Origin of the sequence: Sulfitobacter sp. 1A12779 (assembly GCF_043557315.1) — a bacterium.
In the GTDB taxonomy this organism is placed as follows: Bacteria; Pseudomonadota; Alphaproteobacteria; order Rhodobacterales; family Rhodobacteraceae; genus Sulfitobacter; species Sulfitobacter faviae.
On the sequence record NZ_JBIFFU010000001.1, the window covers coordinates 34,189 to 60,236 of the forward strand.

A 26,048-nucleotide genomic window follows, 5' to 3' on the forward strand; every position below is an offset into this window, starting at 1 on the left:
GAGCGCCGACAGCGGCGTGACTCTTTGGCAAAGCTTTGGTGACAGGGCGATGACGTGTTACCAAAATCTGCACCCCATTTTCATTCCGTAACATTTTGATTGAACCGAATCGCCCCGATGTGTAGATTACGGTGCAACAACAGGAGACCCCCATGCAGGCATTCATCTGCGACGCGCAGCGCACCCCCATTGGCCGTTACGGCGGCGCCCTCTCTTCGGTTCGCGCCGATGATCTGGCCGCCGTGCCGCTGAAAGCGCTGATGGAGCGCAATCCTTCGGTGGACTGGGCGCGCGTCGATGACGTGATCATGGGCTGTGCCAATCAGGCGGGCGAGGACAACCGCAACGTGGCGCGTATGGCGTCGCTATTGGCTGGCCTGCCGGTGGACGTGCCGGGCGCCACGATCAACCGTCTCTGCGCCAGCGGGATGGACGCCGTCGGCGCTGCCGCCCGGGCGATCCGCGCGGGCGACATGGACCTCGCCATCGCGGGCGGAATTGAAAGCATGTCGCGCGCGCCCTTCGTGATGCCCAAGGCCGAAACTGCCTTTTCGCGCAACAACGCCGTCTATGACACCACCATCGGCTGGCGCTTCGTGAACCCCAAGATGAAGGCGCAGTTCGGCGTGGATTCCATGCCCGAGACCGCCGACAACGTCGCCGCCAATTATGACGTGTCGCGCGAGGATCAAGACGCCTTCGCCGCACGCAGCCAGGAACGTTATGCCGCCGCGGCCGAGAAGGGCGTCTTCGCCGAGGAAATTGCCCCGGTCACCATTCCGCAGCGCAAGGGCGAGGACATCGTCGTCGACAGCGACGAACACCCCCGCCCCGGCACCACGCTGGAGAAACTGGGCAAGCTGCGCGGCATCAACGGCGCTGACCTGACTGTGACCGCAGGCAATGCCTCGGGCGTGAACGACGGTGCCGCGGCGATGCTGCTGGCCTCCGAGGCGGGCGTGAAGGACCACGGCCTTGCCCCCATTGCCCGCGTCGTGGCCATGTCCGCGGCGGGCGTCGAGCCGCGGGTCATGGGCATCGGCCCGATCCCGGCGGTGCGCAAGGTGCTGGACCGCGCGGGTCTCACGATCGAGCAGATGGACGTGATCGAGCTTAACGAAGCCTTCGCGAGCCAAGGTCTCGCCACCCTCCGCGCGCTTGGCGTGCCGGACGATGCGCCCCATGTGAACGCCAACGGCGGCGCGATTGCCATCGGCCACCCTCTGGGCATGTCCGGCGCGCGTCTGGTGATGACGGCGGCGCTGCAGCTCAAGCGGACGGGCGGCAAATACGCGCTATGTACCATGTGTGTGGGCGTGGGTCAGGGCGTTGCCCTGATCCTCGAAAACGCAGGCTGACACTTCTTTCCTCGAAAGGAACGGACCGATGTATGCACAGATGATCAAATCCACCGGCAAGGGCGTCAAATCCCTCGATGAGATGGACCCCGACGAGCGCGCCTTTCAGGAACGCATCGACGCGGGCGGCAAGATCGAGCCCAAGGACTGGATGCCCGACGGCTATCGCAAGAACCTGATCCGCCAGATCGGACAGCATGCGCATTCCGAAATCGTGGGCCAGTTGCCGGAAGGCAACTGGATCACCCGCGCGCCGACGTTGGAGCGCAAGGCGATCCTTCTGGCCAAGGTACAGGACGAGGCCGGCCACGGTCTCTACCTCTACTGCGCGGCGGAAACGCTGGGCGTGACCCGCGACCAGATGACCCGCGACCTCCTTTCCGGGAAGATGAAATATTCCTCGATCTTCAACTACCCAACCCTGACATGGGCCGACATGGGCGCCGTCGGCTGGCTCGTCGATGGTGCCGCGATCATGAATCAGGTACCGCTCCAGCGCACCTCCTATGGGCCCTACGCCCGCGCCATGGTCCGCATCTGCAAGGAAGAGAGCTTCCACCAGCGTCAGGGCTTCGACATCATGATAAAGATGGCCAATGGCACGGAAGCACAGCGCAAGATGGCCCAAGACGCGCTCAACCGCTTCTGGTTCCCGGCGCTGATGATGTTCGGCCCCTCGGACAAGGACTCGGTCCATTCCGCCCAGTCGATGGCATGGAAGATCAAGATGAACACCAATGACGAGCTGCGCCAGAAGTTCGTCGACGAGACCGTGCCGCAGGCCGAATACCTCGGCCTCACCATCCCCGACGAGACGCTGAAGTTCAACGAAGAGACCGGCCACTACGACTTTGCCGAGCCGGATTGGGAAGAGTTCTTTCAGGTGCTCAAGGGCAATGGCCCCTGCAACACCGAACGGCTGGCGGCGCGCAACAAGGCTTGGGACGAAGGCCGCTGGGTGCGCGAGGGGCTTCTGGCCCACGCCGAGAAAAAGCGCAGCAGACAAATGGCAGCGGAGTAAGCGACATGAGCAGCCCTGAATCCAGCGAATACAAAGGCACCGAGGCCGCCCCCCACGGCGACGCACGGCCCACCGAATGGCCCCTGTGGGAAATCTTCATCCGGGGCCAGCACGGGTTGAGCCACCGCCATGTCGGCAGCCTGCACGCGGCGGATGCGGAAATGGCAATCAAGAACGCCCGCGATGTCTATACGCGCCGCAACGAAGGCGTGAGCATCTGGGCGGTCGAGGCCAGCGCCATCGCCGCCTCCTCCCCCGAGGAGAAAGGCGCGCTTTACGAGCCTGCCAACGACAAGGTCTACCGCCACCCGACCTTTTACGACATTCCCGACGAAGTGGGGGCGATGTGAGCGGCACCGATCCCAAGTTCGAATTCCTCTGCCGTATGGGCGACAACGCGCTGGTGCTTGGCCACCGCGTCTCGGAATGGTGCGGCGTGGCGCCGGTGCTGGAAGAGGACATCGCGCTGGCCAATGTGGCGCTCGACCTGATCGGGCAGACGCAGCTTTGGCTGGGACTGGCGGGCGAGGTCGAGGGCGCAGGCCGTGATGCCGATGCGCTCGCCTTTCACCGCGATGTTTGGGATTTCCGCAATGTCCTGCTGGTGGAGCAGCCCAACGGCGATTTCGGCCAGACCATGATGCGGCAGTTCCTCTTTGACGCCTGGCATTTGGCCCAGCTGACCGCGCTGATCGACTCGAGCGATAAAGAAATCGCCGCCATCGCCGAAAAATCGGCGAAAGAGGTGGCTTATCACCTCGAGCGCTCCTCGGACACGGTGATCGGCCTTGGTGACGGGACCGAGGAAAGCCACCGCCGGATGCAGGCGGCGCTCGACCTGCTTTGGCCCTATGTGGGCGAGATGTTCATCGGCGACGCGGTCGATGAGGCGATGGCCGAAGCCGGTATCGCCCCCGATCCGGCGAGCATGCGCAAAAGCTACGACCAACTGGTCGGCGACACGCTGGCGGCGGCGACCCTGACCAAGCCCGAGGATGACTTTGCCCATAGGGGCGGGAAGACCGGCGCGCGGCACAGCGAACATCTGGGCCATATGCTGACCCAGATGCAGTGGCTGCAGCGCGCCTACCCGGGCGCCACATGGTGAAACCCGCCCCCCACAGCCGGCCCGCCCCCGCGCCGGTGCCGGGGGTGGTGCGCCGGGCCCCCTCGCGTGGCCCCGCCCGCGGCGAGAAGCCGTCGGTCGAGACGGTCTGGGCGTGGCTCTCCGCGATCCCGGACCCCGAGATCCCGGCGATTTCGCTCACCGATCTCGGCATCATCCGCGATGTGGCATGGCAGGGCGACACGCTGGTCGTCACCATCACACCGACCTATTCGGGCTGCCCCGCCACCAGCATCATCAACCTCGACATCGAGACGGCGCTGCACGGCCACGGGATCGAGAAGCTGGAGCTGAAGCGCCAGCTCTCCCCGCCCTGGACCACCGAATGGATGAGTGACACCGGCCGCGCCAAGCTCGAAGCCTACGGCATCGCGCCGCCGCGCCCCGCCGGCGGGCCGCAGCACTGCCCGCACTGCCAATCGAAAGCGGTGGAGCGGATCAGCCAGTTCGGCTCGACCCCCTGCAAGGCGCAATGGCGGTGCTTGGACTGCCATGAACCCTTTGACTATTTCAAATGTATCTGAGGCCCCGATGAGCCAGTTCCACCCCCTCACCGTCACCGACATTCATCACACCATCCGCGACGCGGTGGTGCTGACGCTGAAGCCGGAAGACCCCGACGCCTTCGCCTTCACACAAGGCCAGTACCTGACCTTCAAGCAGGATTTCGACGGCACCGAGCTGCGCCGCAACTACTCAATCTGCGCAGGGTTAGACGATGGCGCGCTGAAGGTCGGCATCAAGCGCGTCGATGGCGGGGCCTTTTCGACCTATGCCAATACCGAGCTTAAGGTCGGCGACGTGCTGCACGCCATGCCGCCGCAGGGCAAGTTCTTCACCCCGATCGAACCGGAGGTCGCCAAGAACTACCTCGGCTTCGCGGGCGGCTCGGGCATCACCCCGGTGCTGTCGATCCTGAAAACGGTGCTGAAACGCGAGCCGAAGTCCACCTTCACACTGGTCTATGCCAATCGCGCGGTGAACACGATCATGTTCCGCGAGGAACTCGAAGACCTCAAGAACCGCTTCATGGGCCGCCTGACGGTGATCCACATCCTCGAATCCGGTCAGGACATGGAGCTTTTCGAGGGCCGGGTCGATCAGGACAAATGCAACGCGCTGTTCAAGCACTGGATTCAGATCGACACCATCGACACCGCCTTCATCTGCGGGCCGGAGCCAATGATGCTGGCCATCGCCGAGGCGCTGAAGACCAATGGGCTGACCGACGAGCAGATCAAGTTCGAACTCTTCAGCGAAAGCCAGCAGGGCCGTCTGGCGAAACAGGAAATGGCCAAGCGCAGCGAGGGCCAAAAGGGCACCGAGATCACCGTCATCATCGACGGCGCGCGGCGCAGCTTCACCATGCAGAAGGGGCAATCGGTCCTCGAAGCGGCGCTGGAGAACGGTCAGGAGGCGCCGTTTTCCTGCAAAGCCGGTGTCTGTTCGACCTGCATGGGGAAAGTGCTGGAAGGCGAGGTCGAGATGATCTCGAACCACGCGCTGGAGGATTACGAAGTCGAACGCGGCTACGTGCTGACCTGCCAGTCCTACCCGCTGAGCGACAAACTCACCATCGACTACGACACCCACTGAAGGAGCCGACATGCGCGATATTCACAGTTACGCCGCCGGCGAATGGCTGGCCCCCGGGGCCGGCGCACGCAACATCGCCAGCGCCATTACCGGCGAGGTGATCGCGCAGGCGGGCAACGACGCGCTGGACGCGGGCGCCATGCTGGGATTTGCCCGCGAACACGGCGGCCCCGCCCTGCGCGCCATGACCTTCCACGACCGCGCGCGCATGCTGAAGGCGCTGGCGCTGCACCTGATGGAGCACAAACAGGCGCTCTATGATCTGAGCTACGACACCGGCGCCACGCTCTCGGACCACAAAATCGACGTCGATGGCGGCATCGGCACCATGCTGGTCTTCGCCTCCAAGGGCCGGCGCGAGATGCCGGACGCCCATGTCTACCTCGACGGCGCGCCCGAGCAACTGGGCCGCGAGGGGCAGTTCATGGGGCGCCACATCTGCACCCCGCTGCAGGGCGTCGCGGTGCATATCAACGCCTTCAACTTCCCGGTCTGGGGCATGTTGGAGAAACTAGCGCCGACGCTGCTTGCGGGCGTACCAGCGATCGTGAAACCGGCCACCGCCACCTGCTATGTCACCGAGCATTGCGTGCGGCTGATGCTGGACAGCGGGCTGCTGCCGAAAGGTGCTTTGCAATTCGTGAGCGGCGGCTTGGGCGATATGCTCGACCTGCTCGGCTGTCAGGATGCCGTGGCCTTCACCGGCTCCGCCGACACCGCGCTGAAGCTCCGTGGCAATCCGAAGCTCATGGAAAACTCCGTGCGCTTCACCTCCGAGCAGGACAGCCTCAACGCCTCCGTCCTCGGCCCCGATGCCGTGCCGGGGACGCCCGAATTCGACCTCTTCGTCAAGGAAGTGCAGCGCGAGATGACCGCCAAGGCGGGGCAGAAATGCACCGCCATCCGCCGCATCATGGTGCCGCAGGCGCAGATCGACGCGGTGATCTCAGCCTTGTCCGAGCGCCTTGCAAAGACCACCATCGGCGACCCCCGGGCCGAGGACACGCGCATGGGCGCGCTGGTCTCGGGCAGCCAGAAACGCGATGTGTTGGAGAAGGTCGTGCTGCTGAGCGCCGAGGCCGAGCGCGTTTTCGGTGACCCCGACAACTTCACCGTGAAGGGCGCGGACCGCGACAAGGGCGCCTTCCTGCCGCCGATGCTGTTCCACTGCGCCGATCCCGACAGTGCCGAGCGCGTGCATGACACCGAGGCTTTCGGCCCCGTCTCAACCCTCATGCCCTACCGCGATCTGGCCCATGCGAGCACGCTTCTGAACCGCGGCCAAGGCTCTTTGGTGGCGTCGATCATCACCAACGACAGCGAAGTCGCGCGCGAGTTGACCATGGGCTCCGCCGCCTTCCACGGACGGCTCTACTTTAACAACCGCAAATCTATGGCTGAGGCCACCGGCCACGGCTCTCCGCTGCCGCATATGGTGCATGGCGGACCGGGCCGCGCGGGCGGCGGCGAGGAGTTGGGCGGCGTGCGCGGCGTGATGCATTACATGCAGCGCACCGCCGTGCAGGGCAGCCCCGACATCCTCACCGCCATCGGCAAGCAATGGGTGCCCGGCGCGGAAGAGATCACCGACCGCGCGCATCCCTTCACCCGCCGCTTCACCGAGCTTGATCTGGGCGAGAGTTTCCATTCGCCCAGCCGCGAGGTCACGCTCGAGGATATCGAGACCTTCGCCCATTTCACCGGCGATACCTTCTATGCTCACATGGATGACGAGGCCGCCAAGGCAAACCCCTTCTTCCCGGGGCGCGTGGCCCATGGCTACCTCCTGCTCAGCTTTGCCGCAGGGCTTTTCGTGCAGCCCGACCCCGGTCCGGTGCTGGCCAACACCGGCCTCGACAACCTGCGCTTCCTTGAACCGATCTCGGCGGGCGACAGCATCAAGGTGCGGCTCTCGGTCAAGCACAAGACGCCGCGCAACGAGGAATACGGCGAGGTGCGCTGGCATGTGACCCTCACCAACCAGCGTGAGGAAGCGGTCGCCGAATACGACCTGCTGACGATGAATGCCGTCTGACCACGCCCCCTCGGTCGTCGCGGCACTCGCTGGCCTTGGCGGTCAGCGGGTCTGGTCGCTGATGGTCAGCCTCTTCGGCGATCTGGCACAGGGACAGGGCGACGCAATCGACGGGCCGGTGCTGTCGCAGATCATGGCCGCGCTCGACGTGCGGCCCGAGGCAAGCCGCGTGGCACTGCACCGGCTGCGCAATGACGGCTGGCTACAGTCGCACAAGGTGGGGCGGATCAGCCAGCACAGCCTGACCGCCCAAGGCCGCGCGGAAAGCGCTGCCGCCAGTCCGCGCATCTACGCCGCGCCGCCGGACCTGTCCGAACCTTGGCAGATGGTCGTGACCGAGGAGAACGGGCGCGAGACCGACAGCGCCTTGCGAGAGGCGGGGTTTATCGCCGCCCTGCCCCGCGCCTATGTCGGACGCGCCGAGAGCGCAGCCCCCACGGGATGTCTTGCCCTGCCCGGCACGCCACCGCCCGAGTGGCTGCGCCGCGCAGTCGAACCCGCCGAGCTTGAGGGCGACTATGACGCACTCTTGGCCGCGCTCACGGCCTTGGATGCCGAGCTTCCCGCGCCAGAGCAACTCACCCCCTTGGACGTCGCGGTCTTGCGCTGCCTGATCGTGCACAATTGGCGGCGATTGGTGCTAAAGCATCCCACCCTGCCCGGCGGGCTGATCCGCCCCGAATGGCCCGGTTACCAGTGTCATCAACTCGTCGACCGCTTACTAAATCGCTACCCGCGCCCCGCACTGCAGAATCTGGCCACCGCCTGAAGCGGCGCAAAGCCCCGCTTTCCCATGCCGGACAAGCAGGATATAGACGTGCTCATGACAAATTTCCTCTATCAGAACGACCTGCCGGATGACCTCGACCTTGGGCCGATGGTCGCGATTGATTGCGAAACGATGGGGCTGCATCCGCATCGCGACCGGCTTTGTGTCGTGCAGCTTTCGGGCGGCGATGGTCACGCGCATCTGGTGCAGGTCGCCAAGGGCCAGACCGAGGCGCCGAACCTCTGCGCGCTGCTGGAGAACCCTCATGTGCTGAAGCTGTTCCACTATGGCCGCTTCGACATTGCCGCGATGCTCAACACCTTTGGCGCCACCGCGACGCCGGTCTATTGCACCAAGATCGCCAGCCGACTGGTGCGCACCTATACCGACCGGCACGGGCTGGCGAAGCTTTGCCAAGAACTTCTGAGCGTCGATATCTCGAAACAGCAGCAATCCAGCGATTGGGGGGCCGAAGAGCTGACCCAAGCGCAGATCGACTATGCCGCCTCTGACGTGCTTTACCTGCACCGGCTGCGCGATGAACTTAACAAACGCCTGATACGCGAAGGCCGGATGGACATGGCGCAGGCCTGTTTCGATTTCCTGCCCATGCGCGCGCGGCTGGATCTGGAGGGATGGCCGGATACGGACATCTTCGCACACGCATGAACACACCTTTCCTCGACACCGCCCGCCGGGTGATCCGCTGCGAAGCCGACGCGCTGACACTGTTGGCCGACAGCCTCGATGACCGCTTTCGCGCCGCGGTTGACCTGATGCGCACCTGCAAGGGCCGCGTGATCGTCACCGGCATCGGCAAGTCGGGCCATATCGGCAATAAAATCGCGGCGACGCTGGCCTCCACCGGCACGCCCGCGCAATTCGTCCACCCGGCCGAGGCGAGCCACGGCGATCTGGGCATGATCACCGCCGCCGATGTGGTGCTGGCGATTTCCAACTCCGGCGAAGCGCCGGAGCTGGCCAACCTCATCGCCTATTCGCGTCGCTATGCCATTCCGCTCATCGGCATCACCAGCCGCCCCGAAAGCAGCCTTGGCCGCCATAGCGACGTGGTGCTCGAACTGCCCCGCACGGCAGAGGCTTGCGGCACCGGCGTGGTGCCCACCACCTCGACCACGCTGACGCTGGCGATGGGCGATGCCGTGGCCGTGGCGCTGATGGAGAACCGCGCCTTCACCGCCGAGCATTTCCGCGACTTCCACCCCGGCGGCAAGCTGGGCGCAAGGCTGAGCCGCGTGGCCGATCTGATGCATGTGGGCGATAAGCTGCCGCTGGTCACCGCCGACGCCCCGATGCCCGAGGCGCTGAGCGAGATCAGCCGCAAGGGCTTTGGCGTGGTTTGCGTCACCGATGCGGAAGGCGCGCTGGCCGGGATCATCACCATGGGTGACCTCGCCCGGCATCTGGATGGCTTGATGACCATGACCGCCCGCGACGTCATGACCCCCGCGCCCGTGACCATCACCCCCGACGAATTGGCCGAAAAGGCCGTGGGCGTGATGAACAGCCGCAAGATCACCTGCCTTATCGTGACCGACCCCGCGCAGAACGACGGCAAATCGCCCATCGGCCTGCTGCATATCCACGACTGCCTACGCGTCGGGCTGGGGTGACGCAGGATGAAGGGGGATCGCCACTCTCGTGTCGTGTCGTGGCTGAAAGTGCTCTTTCCGCTGATCGCGCTGGCGCTGCTATCGACCCTGTTCCTGCTGTCGCGGGCGATTGAACCGCAGGCCGTGATCCCTTTCGCGGACAAAGAGGTTCAAGAACGGCTGCGCGACCAGCAGATCACCGGCCCTTTCTATTCCGGCACCACGGCGGATGGCGATCTGATCTCTTTCTCTGCCGAAAAGCTGACCACCCCGGGCGGGGAGACGGGCACAAATGAGGCCGAAGAGATCGAGGCGACGCTGGACCTAGAAGGCGGCTCCAAAATCACGCTGCACTCCAACAGCGGGCGGTTTAACACTGGGGCAGAGGAGGCGGAACTGGCGGGGGATGTGCGGGTTAGCACCTCAACCGGCTACGAAATCCTGTCCGAGCGGATGATCTCGAACCTCACCACGCTGGACCTGCAATCGCCCGGCCCGGTGCGCGCCACCAGCCCCGCGGGCGAGATCACCGCCGGCAGCATGGCCATCACCAACCGGCAGAACAGCGCCGGATCGCAATTGCTTTTCACAAAGGGTGTGAAACTGATATACACGCCGCAAGCAACGAAAGAGTAACTGCCTTGAGACACTTGTTTATTTTGATGCTGCCGCTGTTTTTCGCGCTGCAGGCCGCCCTTGTCTCTGCACAATCTGCCAATGTCGCCTTCGGCGCGCTTGAGCAAGACACCAGCCAACCCGTCGAAGTGACCGCCGATAACCTGTCGGTCGATAATGCCACGGGCACCGCCGTTTTCACGGGCAATGTATTGATTTCTCAGGGCGAAATGACCCTTTATGCCGGGAAGGTCGAGGTCGTCTATCGCGCCTCGGATCAGGGCATTGCCAAGCTGGAGGCGACCGGCGGCGTGGTCTTGGTCGCGGGGGAGGACGCCGCTGAATCGCAGCGCGCCGACTACGACATCGGCGCAGGCACCTTGGTGATGCGCGGCGATGTGCTGATGACCCAAGGCCCCAGTGCGCTGAGCGCGCAAGAGATGACAGTGAACCTGAACGACGGCACGGCGCAGATGTCGGGCGGCGTGAAGACCATTTTGCAGCCCGGCAGCGACAACTGATGCCGCCCGAGCTGAAAGTCGCCGGGGGCGATTCCGGCCTGCGCATTCAGCATTTGCGCAAGTCTTACCGCAAGAAAGCGGTGATCCGCGACTTTTCGATGGCGCTCGACCGGGGCGAGGTCGTGGCCCTTTTGGGACCGAACGGCTCAGGCAAGACGACCACTTTCTACGCGGTGGCCGGTCTGGTCACGCCCGAAGGCGGGCGCGTCACCGTGGACGGCAAAGATGTGACCACCCTGCCGATGTACCGCCGCGCGCAGCTTGGCATCGGCTATCTGCCGCAGGAGATGAGCATTTTTCGCGGGCTGTCGGTGCAAGACAACATCAGCGCGATCCTCGATATCCGGGTCAAACACCGCCACCAGCGCCGCGAACGGCTGGAAGAGTTGCTGACCGAATTTTCCATCGAACACCTGCGCCGCGCGCCTGCCCTGGCCCTATCGGGTGGGGAACGGCGCCGGGTGGAAATCGCCCGCTGTCTGGCTGCCAACCCGAACTATCTGCTGCTTGATGAACCCTTTGCCGGGGTCGATCCGATCTCGGTCGGGGACATTCGGCAACTGGTTGCCGACCTCAAGAAACGCGGCATCGGGGTGCTGATCACCGACCACAATGTGCGCGAAACCCTAGAGATCGTGGACCGCGCCTATATCCTGCATGAGGGCAAAGTTCTGATGTCCGGAACGCCCGAAGAAGTTGTGCAAAACGAGAATGTGCGCCGCGTGTACCTTGGCGATAACTTCCGTATTTCCTAAGACTTAGCGCGTTTTTCCGGGTCTTCCAGCCCTCGGCGAAGCCTTGCTCGCATGATGCGGAAAACCGCTCTGATTGTAGCGATAAAAGGATGACGCGCGCATCGGCGCCATTGACTTTCAAACCGAAACGCGGCCTCATTGAGCTATGGTGACATCGCGTTCCTGTTTGATCCTGCATCGCCCTTCCCGCGAAGGAACGGTCAAAATCATCCTGGTCGCAGCGCCATTCCTCCATATCTGAAAGTTGTCGCGCTCCACGCATGTGGACCGTTTGGCAATGTTCGGAACAAGAAAGACAAGGAGACGATATGCGGTATCAGATCAGTGGCAAACAGATCGACATTGGCGATGCGCTTCGGACACATGTCCGGACCGAACTGGACGAGGCGGTCAGCAAATATGCCGAACGCCCGACAGATGCGATGGTGGTGTTTTCCAAAACGGGCCACGAATTTGCCTGCGAGGCCACCGTGCATCTTTCCACCGGTCTCAATGCGTCGGCCAAGGCCAAGGCGACAGAGATCTACGCCGCCTTCGACAGCTGCTGCGAAAAGATGGAGAAGCAGCTGCGCCGCTACAAGCGCCGCCTGAAGGACCATCACAAAGAACGCGCCGAACCGGTTGAACTTCTGGGGGCGTCCTCCTATATCCTCGCGTCAGACAGCGATTCAGATGCGCAGGAACCTGATACCCTCCAACCCATGATCATTGCAGAGATGCAGACGAAGGTGCCAACTTTGTCTGTCGGCGAAGCGGTGATGCAAATGGAATTGTCGGGCGATCCGGTGCTATTGTTTCGCAAGGAAGGCCAGGAAGGGATGAATGTCGTGTACCGCCGCGAAGACGGCAACATCGGCTGGATCGACCCTTCGTAACCCACGGCGGTAACTTCCGCCACAGAGCAGGGCGAGCGGAATGGATTTCGGCAAACTCCTCAAGCCAGAGGCCGTGAAGGTTTTGACTTCGGCTTCGAGCAAGAAGCGACTGATGCAGGATATCGGCGAACTCGCCCAGCAAGCCTATGGGCTGCCGGCCGGCCAAGTGGTAGATGCGCTGATGACGCGCGAAACCCTCGGGCCGACCGGTGTCGGCCATGGCGTGGCCTTGCCCCATGCGCGGATGAACGGGATCGACAAGGTTGTCGGTGCCTTCGTCTTGCTGGACAAGCCGATTGATTTCTCTTCGGTCGACCGGCAACCGGTCGACGTGGCCTTTGCCCTCTTCGCCCCCGAAGATGCGGGGGTGGAGCATCTCAAAGCGCTGGCACTGGTGGCCCGCACGCTGCGCGACACCAGCATCTGCACCAAGTTGCGGTCGAACCCCGACCCGGCCACGCTTTACACCATCCTGACCGAAGACAAGGCCGAAAAGGCCGCCTGATCTTTAGCGGCTTGACCTTGCGCTAGACGGCGACCGGTTCCGGCTCCGGCGGGGTCGGCTCAGCGCGTTTCGCCTTCTTCTCTCCCAGCATCAACATCGCCGGTGTCACCACCAGCGTCAGCACGGTGGCGACCACCAGACCGCCCGCGATGGCCGAGCTCAGCTCGGTCCACCATTGGGTGGAAGGCGCGCCATAGACGATCTCGCGCGTGAAGAAGTTGATGTTGAGGCCAATCACCATGGGCATCAGGCCAAGCGCCGTGGTGACCGAGGTCAGCACCACGGGCCGCAAACGCTGCGCCCCGGTGCGCAGCGCAGCCTCTAGCGGCGACAGCCCCAGTTTCTTAAGGTCGTTATAGGTGTCGATCAGAACGATATTGTTGTTCACCACGATCCCCGCCAGCGCGATCACCCCGATGCCGCCCATGACCACCCCGAAGGGCCGTCCGGTAATCAGCAGGCCAAAGAGCACCCCGGCGATCGAAAAGACGATGGCCGACATGACGACGAAGGCTTGGTAAAAGCTGTTGAATTGGATCACGAGGATCACGAACATCAGGAAAATCGCGGTGATGAAGGCGCCGACGAGGAAGATCATCGATTCCTGCTGGTCCTCCGCCTCCCCGGCGAAGGAGGCTTCGACACCCGGTGGCAGGTCCATCGCGTCAATCGCGCTGCGCAGCGCGACGGTCTGGTCGTTCACCAAGACACCCGGCGCGACATTGGCCTCGATCGTGACCACCCGCTCTTGATCCACCCGCGTGATCGTGCCGGTCCGCGGACTCGGCTCGAAAGTCACGAAGTTCGAGATCGGCACCAGCCCTACGGAGGTCGGCACGCGCAGCGATTGCAACTCTTCCAGCGTGCGCTCATCGGAGGGGAAGCGCACGTTGATGTCGATGGAGCCTTCGGCATCGTCGGGCCGGTAATCCGCAACCGTGATGCCCCGCGTGAGCAGTTGCACCGCCTGCCCCAGCGTCGAGATATCGGCCCCGAACCGGGCGGCCTCGGACCTGTTCACCGCGATGCGCCATTCCACCCCCGGCAGGGGGCGCGAGTCGGTCACATCGGTGAAACCGCCGATATCGGCCATCTTCTCGCGAATCTGATCCACCACCTGCTGCTGCACCTGCGGGTCATGCGCCTCGATCCGCAGATTGACGGGCTTGCCCGCCGAGGGGCCGTTCGAGGCGGTCTGCACCTGCACGTCGATCCCCGGAATGGCCGCCATCTCGGTCCGGATTTCCTCGCCGATGATGGCGGCGGGGCGGCGTTCGTCCCACTCGGTGAACTCAACCTGAATGGTGCCGATCAGATCGGCACTGTCGCGGTTGCTGCTGCCGGTGCGGGCATAGACGCTGGCGATCTCGTCATAGGCAAAGAGGCGCTGCTCGACCTGCCGCACCAGCGCGTCTTGTTCGTAGATCGAGAAATTGTCCCGCGCACGCACCTGCACCTGCGCAAAATCAGGCTCTACATCGGGGAAAAAGGTGATCCCATTGCCGAACTGCGCATAGGCCGTAAAGCCGCCCATCAGCATGGAAATGGAAAGGACCAGAGTCATCCACGGGCGCAGGATGGCGAATTGCAGCAGTTTGACATAGCCACCGGTAAAGCCCTTCAGATCACGCGGGTCGCCCTGTTCGGCGGCATGGAGCGTCGCCTTATCCTTGGCCGATTGCGGGGGCCGCTTGCCGATGATCCCGCCGACGACGGGGATAAAGACCAGCGCCATGAAAAGCGATGCGGTCAGGGTCAGGATCACGGTGATGGGCAGGAACTTCATGAACTCCCCCACCGTGCCGGTCCAGAACAGCAGCGGGAAGAACACGCTGAGCGTCGTCGCCGTGGAGGCGATGATCGGCCATGCCATGCGCTTGGCGGCATGGGCATAGGCGGCGCGGGGCGAATGCCCCTCTTGCAGACGGCGGTCGGCCAGCTCGGTAGTCACGATGGCCCCGTCCACCAGCATCCCCACCACAAGGATCAGCGAAAACAGCACCACGAGGTTCATCGTATAGCCCATGACCCAAAGCGCCGTGACCCCGGCCAAGAAGGCCCCCGGAATCGCCAAGCCCACCAGCAGGGCCGAGCGGACGCCCAAGGCCCAGACAATCACGATCATCACAAGGATCACCGCCGCGATGACATTGGCCTCAAGATCGCTGAGCATGTCTTGGACCTGCTCGGATTCGTCTTGGGTGTATTTGACGGTGATGCTGTCGGGCCATTCCGCGCGCATCTCGTCAATCAATTCGCGCACCGCCGCGACCGTCTCGATAATATTCGCGCCCGAGCGTTTCTTGATCTCAAGCGCCAGCGCGGGCTGGCCGTCAATGCGGGCGAAGCCAGTCGGGTCTTTGAAGGTTCGACGGATCGTGGCGACATCGGCAAAGGTCACCACCGTATCGCCGCGCACCTTGATCGGCAGCGACATAACGTCTTCGACATTCTCGATCAGCCCCGGCACCTTGAGCACCAGCCGCCCCGCGCCGCTTTCAATCGCCCCCGCCGCGATCAGGCGGTTGTTGCGGTTGATCTGGCTGATCAGCTCTTCGAAAGAGATGTTGTAGGTCTCAAAGACCGTAGGGTCGATCAACACCTCCAAAAGCTCGGTCCGCTCCCCCCCGACATCGACTTCAAGCACGCCGGACAGCCCTTCGATCGCGTCCTTCAGCTCTTCGGAAATGGAGTTGAGCGTCCGTTCCGGCACCGGGCCGGAGAGGATCGCGGTCAGGATCGGGAAAAGCGCCGTGTTGATCTCGGTCACGACCGGATCGGTGGCGTCTTCGGGCAGGTCCGACTTGGCCCGGTCCACGCCCTCGCGCACCTTGTCGAGCGCCTCGTCGGAATCGAACCCCGGCTCGAACTCCAATTGCACCGAGGCATGGCCCTCGGCCCCGTTCGAAGTGATCTGTTTCAACCCGGTGATCGCGCTGAGTTCGGTCTCAAGCGGCTCAACGAGCAGCCGCTCGCTGTCCTCGGGCGAGATGCCTTCGAGAGAGGTGGAGACATAGAGTGTGGGGATCGGAATCTCGGGCGAGCTTTCCTTGGGGATGCCGACATAGGCATAGGCCCCGACCGCCAAGATCATCACCAAGCTCAGGATCACCACGCGGGCGCGGCTGAAAGCGGCGTCGATCAGCGTGTTCATTCCACTTGCTCCGGCTGGGCGGCTTCGGCGCTGCCGGTGATCTGGCCGTCGCCGGTTGGCTGGTCTTCCAACTCTTCAATCTCGGGCACACCCGCCATAGGCTGCGCTTCCCCTTCATTGTCGCCACCGGTTTCGGGCTGCGGGTTGACCGTTTCCCCGTCGTTGACGAAGCCCTGCCCGATGGTGATGATCTGGGCCTCATCCGGCAGGCCCGCGATCCAGATGCCATCGGTCTGGGCGCGCACGATGGCGATCTTGTTAAAGACAACCTTATCCTCATCGTTCACCGTTTTGACGCCCAAGGTGCCATTGGTGTCCAAGGATAGGATCGCCGGAGAGACGAAATGCGCGCGGGTCTCGCCCGTGGGGATGCGCACGCGGGCCGAAATGCCCGCGGGGATCGCTCCATCGGCGTTTTCGACCCTGACTTCGGCGGTAAAGGTCCGGGTTTCGGCGCTCGCACTGCTTGAGACGAATTGCACCTCGCCCTGCGCCTCTGCCCCGGTGATGAAGACGACCTCGGCCGTTTGACCCTCTTTAATGTCTTTAAGCGACTGCTGGGGCACCTGCACTTGGATCGTCAGCGGCGTGTTGTCGACCAGCCGCGCGATTTCCTCACCGGTCGACACGAACTCTCCGGCTGAGATATCGAGCATCTCCAGCCGGCCCGGAAAGGGGGCGCGGATTTCGGTGTTGTTCAGCGCCTCTTCGGCAGCGGTGACCGAAGCTTGAGCGGCGGCCAAAGTGGCGCGGGCTTGGCTTACGCGGTCCACGGTCGAGACACCCCGGTCTAGCAGGGCTTGGGCGTTGTCGTATTCGCGCTGTGCGCGGCTCAACTCCTCACGCGCGCGGGCCAGATCGGAATCGCGCGCCGTGGTGCTGAGCCGCGCGATCAACGCGCCCGCTTCGACCGCATCGCCCTTGGCGACCAGCACCTCGGCAATCTCCCCACCCGCTTCGGCGCGGACCATCGTATCCCGGTCCGGCAAGGCCTGCCCTTCGGCGACGAAGACCTGCGTCACGCTGTCCGCCTGAGAGCCGCGCACGGCCACTGTCACCGCTTCGGGAGCAATGGGCGCAGGCGCGGCTTCTTCGGTCTCTTCGGAGGGGATGATATAGCCGCTGCCCATCCAAAGAGCGATCAACAGCGCGATCCCACCGGCGATGAACTTCGACCGTTTCGAGCCGGCATCGCTGTCAAATGAAAGCGTCTGGCGCTCTTGAGATGTGTCACTCATTGATCGAACTCCATCACCGCGACCCCGTGATCGGGCCGCGCGTCAATTCTTGGGCTTGCTCACCCGGGTTGCTACGTCATCAAGCGCGGCGCTGATCGTGTCATAGAAGGCGGCGAAAGTATCGAGCCTTTGGCGCACCCCTTCGGCCTCTTCGGGCAGCTTGCGGATCGTATCGTTAATCTCGGATTTGGCGTGGCGGGTCCCTGCCAGCGCATATTTCGTCATCGCGGCATAGGCGTCATCGGCGAGTTGGAAGTAATCCTGCCGGTCGCCCGTCTTGTTCACACGCCGGATCAACCCCCGCTCTTCGAGCAGGCGAATGGAGGTGCTGATCGTGGCGCGGCTAACGGAAAGGCGGCGCGACAGCGCGCCAAAGGCAATCGGCTCGCCCTCGAAAACCAGCATGGCAAAGACCTGCCCCGCCATGCGCGGCAATCCCTCGCCCATGGCGATGACGCCCATGCGGGTGATGAAGTCATCGCGGACTTGGTCGATTTGGTCAGTGCTATCCATCATTCCCCGTCCACAGCAGGCGCGTTGACGGTAGATAGACAAGGCGGGGCACAAATCAAGACTATTCAGAATTTTCCGAACAGACGGAACAACGCGCGTCGCCGGTAGACTTCCGGGGCTCGACCCTACTTCAACCCGTTCTGGGCGATATAGCGGGCCAGATCAAGGACGAGTTGCCCCCGCGCCGCGGCGATGGCGTTTGCGCCACCTTCGGGATTGAACGGCACGCTGAGGTCAAACAGGCCCGACCGCTCCCGCCGGTCATCGCGGACGGCCACGAAATACTGACCGGAGGCGCGGAACTTCCCCGCTTCGGTGGCCACCAATTCGGCAAAGCGCACTTCGAGGCTGGCATCGGGGAAGGCTTCGAACGGCCAAGGCTCAGACGCGATGCGACGCCCCGTCATCCGCGCAAGGTTCTGACTAAGCTCCAGCGCCACGGCCCGTTCGGGCGCGTCGGCCCAAAGCACATCGGTCGAACTGACCAGACGGCCATCGGCCAATTGCACCGAAATCTCTTCGGCGGCGGCATAGGTCGGCAAAGACACGTCGCGCACTTCGACAGAGCTGAAGGCGATGGAGGTCTTCTCTGTCACCGCCGGGGCGCGGACGGGGAAACGTTCAGCCGTGCCGCCACAGGCGGCCAAGGCTGCCAGCAGGCCGAGGGTGATCAAGGGTCTTGCAAATGTCATGCGTTACCGTCCCAGCAATAGAGAATTGGGGTTACGTTCGATGGTCCGCGCCAAAGATGCAAGGGCATCGGCAGCTTTCTGAATGTCGCGCAGGGTGCGTTCGGCGCTGCGGCTCAGCTGTTCACCTTGGTTATAACCTTCGATGGTGCGGCTGGCTTGGGCAAAGAGCGCGGTCAAACGCTCGACCACCTGCGGCAGGTCTTGGGCCGAGAGGGCGATATTGTCCGCGGCGTTGCGGGCCGAGGCCAAGGTGCGGTTCACATTCTCGACCGCGCCGCCTTCGCGCAGTTCTTCCAACGTGGCGTTCAATTCGTCCAAGGCGCGTTTCAATGCGCCCGGCAGGGCCACCGCATCTTCGGTGCCGATCACCGCATCGGCGGATTCGGTCAGGTCGGTGAGTGCGACGACCAGTTCTTCGACCTCAAGCGTTTCGGCCTTGGCCGCCACCGCCTGAATGCGCTCCACCAACTCCGGCACACCTTCGACCGAGGAGGACACCGCATTGGCCGCATCCGACGCGCCCTCAAGCGCGGCGGACAGGCGCTCGGCAATCCGCTCTTCCTCAAGCTGGGCCACCAATTCTTCGATCCGCACCAGCGTGCCGTTCAGGGCGACCGGCACGTTCTTGACCTCTTCGGAAGAGACCAGCCCGGTCAACTCGCCCAAAAGGGTGCGCACGTCTTGCGGGGTTTCGCGCAGGTCTTCATCCGACACGAAAGCCTCTGCCGAATTGAGGAAGGTGATCGCGCTGTTGAGCAATTCTTCGATCGGCAAGCTGTTGATCCGGGTAAAGACCCCTTCGACCGTAGCCGCCGCATCAGAGACATCGCTTTCCGTGGTCGGCATCAGCGCAAGGCCATTCTCCGTCTCGTTCAACGAAGCTTCAGGCGCGTCTTCGACGGCGACGAATTCAACCTTCAAACCACCGGTCAGCAGGCTGGCCGAGGCCAGCCGCGCGCGCAGCCCGTCTTCCACACGCTCTTTCAGGAAGGCCAAAGCGGCTTCGGCGGTCACATCGTCCTGCATCCCCAGATGCGCGGGTTGGATCGACAGGATTGCGTTCAGCCGCACACGGCTGTCGCCGAACCGTTCGAAATCCACCAGCCCAGACATGGTTTCGACCTCGCCGATCTCCAGCCCGCTCATCTCAACCGGGGCGCCGACGATCAGACCCGAGATATTGTCGTCGAACACGACACTCAGCTTCAGCGGATCGACCTCGGAGGCGTTAAAGACAGAGTTCCGCGCGGTTTCCTTGTCGGGGTAAATTTCAAACACCGTGCCGTCAGACACCTGCGCCCCGCCCGAGACGAAGGTGTCAAAGGTAATGCCGCCGCCAACAAGGGTCGCCAACGAGGAAAAGTCGATCTCGGCCCCCGCGGGGCCGATGTTGACGCTAAAGCCCGATGCATCCCAAAAGCGGGTGGATTCATTGATCAACTGGCGGTGCTCTTCGAAAATCAGCGCCTCGACAATGGCGTAGTTGCCGCGCGGGGCGATCTTGGCATAGCCGACGCGGCCCACTTCGATGCCCTTGTAAAGGATCGGCGCATTGTCGGTCAGATGCCCGTTCGCGGTGGAGCGGAAGGCGATCTCAAGCCCGCCTTGGCCGCCGCGGATCAACGGCTCGGTCGATGACCCCTGAAAGCGCTCCGCCGCCGGGCCGACCTGTTGGTCCCATGACCCTTCAATATAGACACCGCTCAGCACCGTGCTGAGACCGGTGATGCCCTGTGCGGTGACCTCGGGCTGCACGACCCAGAAGACCGCGCCATTGTCGATATAAGGCGCCACGTCCTTGTCGACGCGGATATGCGCCGTCACTCGGTCCAAACCCGAGGTAAAGCCGACCTTCTCGACCACCCCGACCGTCACATCGCGAAAGCGCAATTCGGTCTCTCCGGCAGAGATACCCGCGCCCTCTTCAAATTCCACGACGATCACCGGGCCGCGCTCGCTGTAAGACCGATAGGCCACGAAAAGCGCCACGATCAGGGCGAGGATCGGGATGATCCAGATCACCGAGGCCCCGCTGAGAAACATCTTGCGGGTCGGCGAAATCGGTACGTCGGGAGGCGTCTTAGTCATTGGTTTTCAGGCCCTCGTCCTTGGTCTGAGCGTCCCAGATCATACGGGTGTCGAACGCTTGTGCCGCCAGCATGGTAAAGATCACGGAGAGGGCAAAAAAGATGCTCGCGGTACCGGGATTGATGGCGGCCAGTGTCTTGAGTTGCACCAGAGACGACAAAATCGCAACCACAAAGATATCGATCATCGACCAGCGTCCGATGTACTCAACCACTTCGTAAAGGTAATGCCGCTGGCGCTGCGAGGTGACCGAGCGCCGCTTCACGCTGATCGCAAGAAAGGCCACGGCCATGAATTTGGCCAACGGAATGGCGACAGAGGCGAAGAGGATGATCAGGGCGATCCCCCAGTTGCCATATTGCGCCAGTTCCACCGCGCCGCCGATGATCGTGCTTTCCTCGACCTGAAACAGCGTGCGGGTTTTAAGCATCGGATAGGTATTCGCGGGGATGTAGCACATCAGCCCCACCGTCCAGAACGCCCAGACACGCTGAAGGCTCATCCGATCGCGCGAGACCAGCTTGCTGCCACAGCGGCTGCAAAGCTCCGTGCCCATCGGCGCGGGCTTGTTACAGCGGGTGCAGGCCACGATGCCCAACTCCCGTGCGCTCACGATGTCTTGGGATGTTCCAGAGAGTTCCATACGGACCATTTGCATAAGAATCTGTCCTGCGCGATGACGAGGATCACCAGCGCGCCGAACATGTAAAACGCGGGGCCAAAGCCCACATCGGCCAGATCGGCCACTTTGACCAGCGCCACGGCACAGCCGATGGCAAAAACCTCGGCCATCGACCAAGGGCGCAGTTCCTCTGACAGGCGAAAGGCGGCGACGGCATGCCGCGCGGGCGGGCGATCCAGCACCACGGGGATCAGCACATAGAGCGTCAGCAGCACCCGCACGAGCGGGATGAAAAAGATCAGCGCCGCCGTGGCCAGCGACAAGAGGATCATCGGCCCGCCGGAAAAGGCAAGTGCTGCATCCAGCACCGACACCGCGTTGCTGGCCCCCGCCGCGTCGATGGTGAGAAAAGGAAAGACCGCCGCCCCGATGATCAAGACCATGACCGCCACCGCCACGGCGATGATCTGCAACCCGGCGTTCCTGCGGGGCGTGATCAGGGCGGTATGGCACCGCTCACAACTCGCCCGCTCCCCATGGGCGGGGCGGCGCAGCCGGTAGACGGCGTCGCATTGCGGACAGACGATCAATTCGTCCATGGGCAATTCGGCAAGGGGGGTGTCGGGGCGATCCATTCTGAACGCATATATGATGCCGTCCTTTGACGTATCAACAAATATTCACCGCCCTGTGGCGCATCTGCACCGGCGGATCATCGCCCTCGCGCAAATGTGAGGGGAACAGGCGGCCATGCAGACCGTTGGTCCTGCAGAAATGACAAAGGAGAAAGCAATGACTGATATCACCAATGCAAAGATCCTGATCCTCGCCACCAATGGCTTTGAGCAGTCCGAACTGGAAAAACCCCTGAACGATCTGCGCGACCGCGGCGCCACCGTCCATGTGGCCACGCCCGACGGCAATGAGATCAAAGGTTGGGACGAAGATGACTGGGGCAACACCGTGCCCGCAGACCTCGCCCTTCGGGACGTGAATGTCGATGACTACCAAGGCATCGTGCTGCCCGGTGGCCAGATCAACCCCGACCTGCTGCGCGCCAACGAAGACGCGGTGGCTCTGATCCGCAAGTTCCACGACAGCGGCAAGACCGTCGCCGCCATCTGCCACGCCCCGTGGCTGCTGATCGAGGCGGGCATCATCAAGGGCCGCAAGGCGACTTCCTTCTCCTCCATCGCAACGGATGTGAAGAATGCCGGTGCGCATTACGAAGACAGCGAAGTGGTGGCCGACCAAGGCATCGTGACCAGCCGCTCGCCCGAGGATCTCGACGCTTTCGTCGCCAAGATCGTCGAGGAAATCGAAGAGGGCAAACACGACCGCAAAGCGGCCTGAGCCTTGCCGCTATGACGAGATTTACCCCCGGTCCTTTGGCCGGGGGTTTTTCATGCGCGGTCTCGCGGCAGGCCAAGTTCGGCCAGCACCGCATCGGTATCCGCGCCGATGGCCCGTGGGGGGCTGGGCATCTGTGGCGCGGCACCGTCAAACCGCGGCGTTTGGCCTGATTGCAGCACCCCATCGACCCTCACCACATTGCCCCGCGCCGCCATCTGCGGATGATCCGGCGCTTCGGAAAAGCTGAGCACCGGGGCCACGCAGGCATCTGAGCCATCGAAATGCGCCGCCCAGTCGTCCCGGGCGCGGGTGGCAAAAATCGCGGTGAAATCGGCGATACGCGCCTCCCATGTCGTCCTGTCGTTCTGGCTCTCGGCAAGCGCCGCAGGCAGGCCCAACTTCTCTAGCAAGATCGTGTAGAACTGCGGCTCCAAAGCCCCGACCGAAAGGAACTTCCCATCCGCACAGGTGTAGCAACGGTAAAACGGCGCGGCCCCGTCGAGCCAATTGGCGGCACGCTCTTCGGTCCATGCGCCTTGGGCCAACATGCCGTGGATCAGCCCCATCATCGCGGGCACCCCATCGACCATCGCGGCATCGACGACTTGTCCCCTGCCGGTCACCCCGCGTTCGATCACGGCCGCAAGGATGCCGAACAGCAAGAACATCGTCCCGCCGCCGTAATCCGCCACCATGTTCAGGGGCGGCACCGGGGGCGCGTCGGCGTGGCCCATGGCATGAAGTGCCCCTGTTAGAGCCAGATAATTGATGTCATGCCCCGCCGTCTGCGCCCATGGACCGGTCTGGCCCCAGCCGGTCATGCGGCCATAGATCAGAGCCTCGGGGCAGTCGTCGGGGCCAAGGCCCAAACGCTCCATCACGCCGGGGCGAAACCCTTCGATCAGCACATCGGCAGAGGCGATCAGCGCCTTCGCCGCGGCGATCCCTTCGGCGGTTTTCAGGTTCAACACCACCGACCGCTTGCCGCGCCGGTTGATGTCCGACGGGTCCGCCGGGGCGGCTTTGCGGTCAACCGTGATGACATCCGCGCCTAGATCGGCCAGCAGTTGCCCCGCCAGCGGCGCGGGGCCAAGGCCGGAAAACTCCACCACCCTGAGCGAGGACAGCGGCCCTTTGCGCGCCGCCCCGCTCATGCCGCCCCCGGCACCAAGACCTGCCGCGCCCCTTCGGTGAAATCCGTCAGCGACAGCGCCCATGTCGTGCCGGGCCAGCGCAACTCCATCTCGCGTTTGCGCGGACGGTAGACGGCGGTGTAGAGCGTGCCGAAACCGGCGTTGAAGGCCGTGGAATAAAGCGGCGGCTTGAGGAAGGCGCCGATGAACTTCTCCTCCGGGTCGCGGTGCAGACGCAGACGTTGCAACAGGTAGCGCTCCCGCTCGACCGTGGCGGTAAAACGGGCGTGGCTGATCCATTCCACATTTTCTTGGTGGTTGGTGGCCACCGCGGCGCGGGTGATGACAGCCGGGCGGTCAGGGGCCATCATCGCGGTCAGGTAGCTCCGCTTCCGGTCGAGCACGGTGACGTTATAGCTCATATGCGTCGGCACCCGTGCCAGTACCTCGCCCGCCTCTTGCGCGGTTTCGCAGGTCTGCAGCACATAGCGCAGGATCAGCGGCACGCCGAACCCCTCACCCACCACGCGCCGCCCGCCAAAGGTCAGCGAGATCGACAGCCCCGCATCATTCACCCCATCGACCAGCCCCCATAGCCCGTCTGAGGTGCCCATGACCTGCCGCCCCTGCCAGCCCGAGCGCAGCACCATCGCGTCAAAGGCGTTGGGGTTATAGTCATAGTTGCGCACCATGACCGGCTCTTTCCCCGCCCAGATCGCCTGCGAACAGGCCGAGAGATAGGGCGGTGGGCAATAGAAACTAAGGAAGCGCGCCGCGTGATCGCCGCCGCCCGCAAGACTGCAAAGCTGGTCATAAAGCGGCAGCATCTCGGGCATATGCTGGGCCAGCGCACGGCGGCATTGGGCATAGGTCGGGCGCGCGGCCTCCCCCTCCTTCAACCACCATGCGTGATAATCAGGCCAATAGGCCGCGAAGAGACCGGCCCATTTCGGGCCGGGCTGGTCTTCGGACAATGCGCGCCAATACATCGCGGCCTTTCGTCTTGCTACAGGATCTTGAACGCCGGATCAGAAAGCTCTGGACCGGCCGAGGCGGTGGGCAAGGGTTTACCGTGCACACCACGTTTGATCCCGTGAATCCACTTTTTCGCGCGTTCATTCAACTGGAAAGACTTGGTCATCGACCGGCCCCGCGTCACGAGGATGCCGATATCCGCGCCTTCATAGCGATAGTCACCCGGTTGCAGGATGCGCAGAAAGAAGGCCTCGTTCTCGCTCTCGACCGCGCGGCGGTGATAGTCGAAACGGTCAAAGACCACGCTGCCGTCTTCCTTCATCTTGTAAATGCCGGTCTCGGGCGCTTCGGTGCAGATGTCGACACTGTCTTCGGTGTGTTTAATGACCATCTGGCTCCAGCCGTCGATATTGTCCGGATCGGCCCAGCGGGCGTTCAGCTCATCCACGTCGAGGGTGAATTTCTTGCGGCTGAACTCCAGCAAGTGGAACAGGAAAAGCGGCGCGTCGGCATGGGCGAAGGCCGCGTGGTTGGTCATGGAACTTGCGCCGGTGATCCGCGGGTTCAACTCCCCCAACCAAAGGTCGCCGGTCTTCTTGTCGATCAGGAAGTCGAGCTCGAAATAGCCGCGATAGCCCTCTTTCCGCAGCTGCTCGCCGAACTTGAAGGTCAGATCGCGCGCCTTCTCGCGGACCTTGGGCGGGAAGGCGGTGGCGAGGATCTCGTTCCCGCACCAGCCGCCGCGATAGGGGGTCAATTCCTTGAAGCCGACCAGTTCGGTCATCAGCGGGCCGACGATGGTGCCTTCCTTGGTGGCGCAGGCCTCGATCGCGGCACCGCGACAGTCGATCCGCTTCATGATCTTGATCTCGCCCTCGCCCACGATCTCACTTTCGTGGCGGCGGAAATCGGCCTCGGACTTGATGAAGAATGTGGTATGCCCGCTGTCGCCATAGGCCGATTGCAGCACGAGGTCATGGCCCAGATCGGCCTTCTCGCAGATCTCGCGCAGGTGGTCGTAGCTTTTCACCTCGCTCAGCGTGTTGGGCACGGAAGGCACGCCGGCCTTGTTGCCGATGCGCACAGTCTCAATCTTGTTGTCCATCGATTGGCGCAGCTTGGCTTTTGGGAACCAGACCTCGGCCCCAAGTTCCTTGGAAAGCCGCTCGGTCTCCTCGTCGAACATTAGGAAGACGAACTTGGGCTTGCCGCCGCGGCGCTTGATGAAGTCGATGACCTCCTTGTGCTGCAGCAGGTAGTTGTTGATGTCCTCGATGCTCTGGAACTCCGCATGGGGCTGTTCCGAGGGGCAGAAGACGTTGGGATGCTTGCCGCCGTAGCAGTCGATGTAGCAGATGTACTTGAAATTCTTCACCCATTCATCGAGGCCCAGCAGATTGAAGTTGGTCGCCGAGATGAAATAGACCGGGTCCTCGTTTCGGTGAAAGAACCGGCGGATTTCGGAGATATTCTTGAGAATTTTTGCCATGT

At 63.1% G+C, this 26,048-nt stretch carries 26 protein-coding genes; 16 read left to right on the top strand and 10 right to left on the bottom strand.

All coding sequences use genetic code 11. The features are described 5' to 3' along the window. Positions 1-152: 152 nt before the first annotated feature. From pcaF to ACGYLQ_RS00260, 15 genes are all read left to right on the top strand, one after another. Entirely contained in the window at positions 153-1,358 is a 1,206-nt protein-coding gene (gene pcaF, locus ACGYLQ_RS00190; RefSeq protein ID WP_394439569.1) for a 3-oxoadipyl-CoA thiolase, read from the top strand. A gap of 28 nt (positions 1,359-1,386) precedes the next feature. Continuing rightward, positions 1,387-2,379, top strand: a complete 993-nt coding sequence (gene paaA / locus ACGYLQ_RS00195) for a 1,2-phenylacetyl-CoA epoxidase subunit PaaA (protein ID WP_394439572.1) — start codon at positions 1,387-1,389, stop codon at positions 2,377-2,379. Between the two features lie 5 nt (positions 2,380-2,384). Next, entirely contained in the window at positions 2,385-2,729 is a 345-nt protein-coding gene (paaB, locus tag ACGYLQ_RS00200; RefSeq protein WP_231886377.1) for a 1,2-phenylacetyl-CoA epoxidase subunit PaaB, read from the top strand. Positions 2,730-2,764: 35 nt separating this feature from the next. Further along, positions 2,765-3,487 (top strand): 1,2-phenylacetyl-CoA epoxidase subunit PaaC, encoded by a 723-nt coding sequence (gene paaC, locus ACGYLQ_RS00205; RefSeq protein ID WP_394440227.1) that lies wholly within the window; start codon positions 2,765-2,767, stop codon positions 3,485-3,487. Further along, positions 3,481-4,029, top strand: a complete 549-nt coding sequence (gene paaD / locus ACGYLQ_RS00210; RefSeq protein ID WP_394439575.1) for a 1,2-phenylacetyl-CoA epoxidase subunit PaaD — start codon at positions 3,481-3,483, stop codon at positions 4,027-4,029. Before paaC ends, paaD begins: the two co-directional genes overlap by 7 nt. A 7-nt stretch (positions 4,030-4,036) precedes the next feature. Beyond that, entirely contained in the window at positions 4,037-5,101 is a 1,065-nt protein-coding gene (locus ACGYLQ_RS00215; RefSeq protein WP_394439578.1) for a 2Fe-2S iron-sulfur cluster-binding protein, read from the top strand. A 10-nt stretch (positions 5,102-5,111) separates the two neighbouring features. Beyond that, positions 5,112-7,136 (top strand): phenylacetic acid degradation bifunctional protein PaaZ, encoded by a 2,025-nt coding sequence (gene paaZ, locus ACGYLQ_RS00220; protein WP_394439581.1) that lies wholly within the window; start codon positions 5,112-5,114, stop codon positions 7,134-7,136. After that, positions 7,126-7,905, top strand: coding sequence for a PaaX family transcriptional regulator C-terminal domain-containing protein (locus ACGYLQ_RS00225; protein WP_394439583.1), 780 nt, complete (start codon positions 7,126-7,128; stop codon positions 7,903-7,905). The genes paaZ and ACGYLQ_RS00225 overlap by 11 nt, the downstream gene beginning before the upstream one ends. 54 nt (positions 7,906-7,959) lie before the next feature. Further along, positions 7,960-8,574, top strand: coding sequence for a ribonuclease D (locus tag ACGYLQ_RS00230; RefSeq protein ID WP_067267658.1), 615 nt, complete (start codon positions 7,960-7,962; stop codon positions 8,572-8,574). Continuing rightward, positions 8,571-9,539 carry an SIS domain-containing protein gene (locus tag ACGYLQ_RS00235; protein ID WP_209216979.1) on the top strand — a complete coding sequence of 323 codons (969 nt, stop codon included), beginning with the start codon at positions 8,571-8,573 and terminating at the stop codon, positions 9,537-9,539. The genes ACGYLQ_RS00230 and ACGYLQ_RS00235 overlap by 4 nt, the downstream gene beginning before the upstream one ends. A 6-nt stretch (positions 9,540-9,545) precedes the next feature. Beyond that, positions 9,546-10,154, top strand: coding sequence for an LPS export ABC transporter periplasmic protein LptC (gene lptC / locus ACGYLQ_RS00240; RefSeq protein WP_394439586.1), 609 nt, complete (start codon positions 9,546-9,548; stop codon positions 10,152-10,154). 5 nt (positions 10,155-10,159) lie between these two features. Beyond that, entirely contained in the window at positions 10,160-10,654 is a 495-nt protein-coding gene (gene lptA / locus ACGYLQ_RS00245; RefSeq protein ID WP_394439589.1) for a lipopolysaccharide transport periplasmic protein LptA, read from the top strand. Then, positions 10,651-11,409: an LPS export ABC transporter ATP-binding protein gene (lptB, locus tag ACGYLQ_RS00250; RefSeq protein ID WP_136720275.1), complete on the top strand. Its 759-nt coding sequence runs from the start codon at positions 10,651-10,653 to the stop codon at positions 11,407-11,409. Before lptA ends, lptB begins: the two co-directional genes overlap by 4 nt. A gap of 308 nt (positions 11,410-11,717) precedes the next feature. After that, positions 11,718-12,284: a ribosome hibernation-promoting factor, HPF/YfiA family gene (gene hpf, locus ACGYLQ_RS00255; RefSeq protein ID WP_067267651.1), complete on the top strand. Its 567-nt coding sequence runs from the start codon at positions 11,718-11,720 to the stop codon at positions 12,282-12,284. 40 nt (positions 12,285-12,324) lie between these two features. Beyond that, positions 12,325-12,789 (top strand): PTS sugar transporter subunit IIA, encoded by a 465-nt coding sequence (locus ACGYLQ_RS00260; protein WP_394439591.1) that lies wholly within the window; start codon positions 12,325-12,327, stop codon positions 12,787-12,789. A 22-nt stretch (positions 12,790-12,811) separates the two neighbouring features. On the opposite strand, the gene ACGYLQ_RS00265 is transcribed toward ACGYLQ_RS00260, so the two are convergent. The 7 genes from ACGYLQ_RS00265 to ACGYLQ_RS00295 all read right to left on the bottom strand — a co-directional run bounded on the left by ACGYLQ_RS00265 (position 12,812) and on the right by ACGYLQ_RS00295 (position 21,731). Next, the gene (locus ACGYLQ_RS00265) at positions 12,812-15,943 is read right to left on the bottom strand and encodes an efflux RND transporter permease subunit (protein WP_394439593.1); all 3,132 of its coding nucleotides are present in this window, start codon (positions 15,941-15,943) and stop codon (positions 12,812-12,814) included. Continuing rightward, positions 15,940-17,181 (bottom strand): efflux RND transporter periplasmic adaptor subunit, encoded by a 1,242-nt coding sequence (locus ACGYLQ_RS00270; RefSeq protein WP_394439595.1) that lies wholly within the window; start codon positions 17,179-17,181, stop codon positions 15,940-15,942. Before ACGYLQ_RS00270 ends, ACGYLQ_RS00265 begins: the two co-directional genes overlap by 4 nt. Before the next feature lie 42 nt (positions 17,182-17,223). Then, the gene (locus tag ACGYLQ_RS00275) at positions 17,224-17,697 is read right to left on the bottom strand and encodes a GbsR/MarR family transcriptional regulator (RefSeq protein WP_394439596.1); all 474 of its coding nucleotides are present in this window, start codon (positions 17,695-17,697) and stop codon (positions 17,224-17,226) included. Positions 17,698-17,819: 122 nt separating this feature from the next. Continuing rightward, on the bottom strand, positions 17,820-18,386 hold the full coding sequence (locus ACGYLQ_RS00280; protein WP_394439599.1) for a membrane integrity-associated transporter subunit PqiC: 567 nt from the start codon (positions 18,384-18,386) through the stop codon (positions 17,820-17,822). 3 nt (positions 18,387-18,389) lie between these two features. Beyond that, complete coding sequence (locus tag ACGYLQ_RS00285) at positions 18,390-20,474, bottom strand: MlaD family protein (protein WP_394439601.1); 2,085 nt, start codon at positions 20,472-20,474, stop codon at positions 18,390-18,392. After that, the gene (locus tag ACGYLQ_RS00290) at positions 20,467-21,126 is read right to left on the bottom strand and encodes a paraquat-inducible protein A (protein WP_271690018.1); all 660 of its coding nucleotides are present in this window, start codon (positions 21,124-21,126) and stop codon (positions 20,467-20,469) included. The genes ACGYLQ_RS00285 and ACGYLQ_RS00290 overlap by 8 nt, the downstream gene beginning before the upstream one ends. Beyond that, positions 21,084-21,731: a paraquat-inducible protein A gene (locus ACGYLQ_RS00295; RefSeq protein ID WP_394439603.1), complete on the bottom strand. Its 648-nt coding sequence runs from the start codon at positions 21,729-21,731 to the stop codon at positions 21,084-21,086. Before ACGYLQ_RS00295 ends, ACGYLQ_RS00290 begins: the two co-directional genes overlap by 43 nt. A gap of 157 nt (positions 21,732-21,888) precedes the next feature. On the opposite strand from ACGYLQ_RS00295, the gene ACGYLQ_RS00300 reads away from it, so the two are divergent. After that, complete coding sequence (locus ACGYLQ_RS00300; RefSeq protein ID WP_067268192.1) at positions 21,889-22,449, top strand: type 1 glutamine amidotransferase domain-containing protein; 561 nt, start codon at positions 21,889-21,891, stop codon at positions 22,447-22,449. Positions 22,450-22,499: 50 nt separating this feature from the next. Here ACGYLQ_RS00300 and ACGYLQ_RS00305 read toward each other — a convergent pair whose 3' ends face one another. The 3 genes from ACGYLQ_RS00305 to ACGYLQ_RS00315 are packed head-to-tail and all read right to left on the bottom strand — an operon-like array spanning position 22,500 to position 26,046. Then, positions 22,500-23,603 (bottom strand): CaiB/BaiF CoA transferase family protein, encoded by a 1,104-nt coding sequence (locus ACGYLQ_RS00305; RefSeq protein ID WP_394439605.1) that lies wholly within the window; start codon positions 23,601-23,603, stop codon positions 22,500-22,502. Continuing rightward, a complete protein-coding gene (locus ACGYLQ_RS00310) occupies positions 23,600-24,571 on the bottom strand; it encodes a C45 family autoproteolytic acyltransferase/hydolase (RefSeq protein WP_394439607.1) in 972 nt (323 codons plus the stop codon). Before ACGYLQ_RS00310 ends, ACGYLQ_RS00305 begins: the two co-directional genes overlap by 4 nt. A gap of 17 nt (positions 24,572-24,588) precedes the next feature. After that, on the bottom strand, positions 24,589-26,046 hold the full coding sequence (locus tag ACGYLQ_RS00315; RefSeq protein WP_394439609.1) for a biotin carboxylase: 1,458 nt from the start codon (positions 26,044-26,046) through the stop codon (positions 24,589-24,591). Positions 26,047-26,048 lie beyond the last annotated feature (2 nt).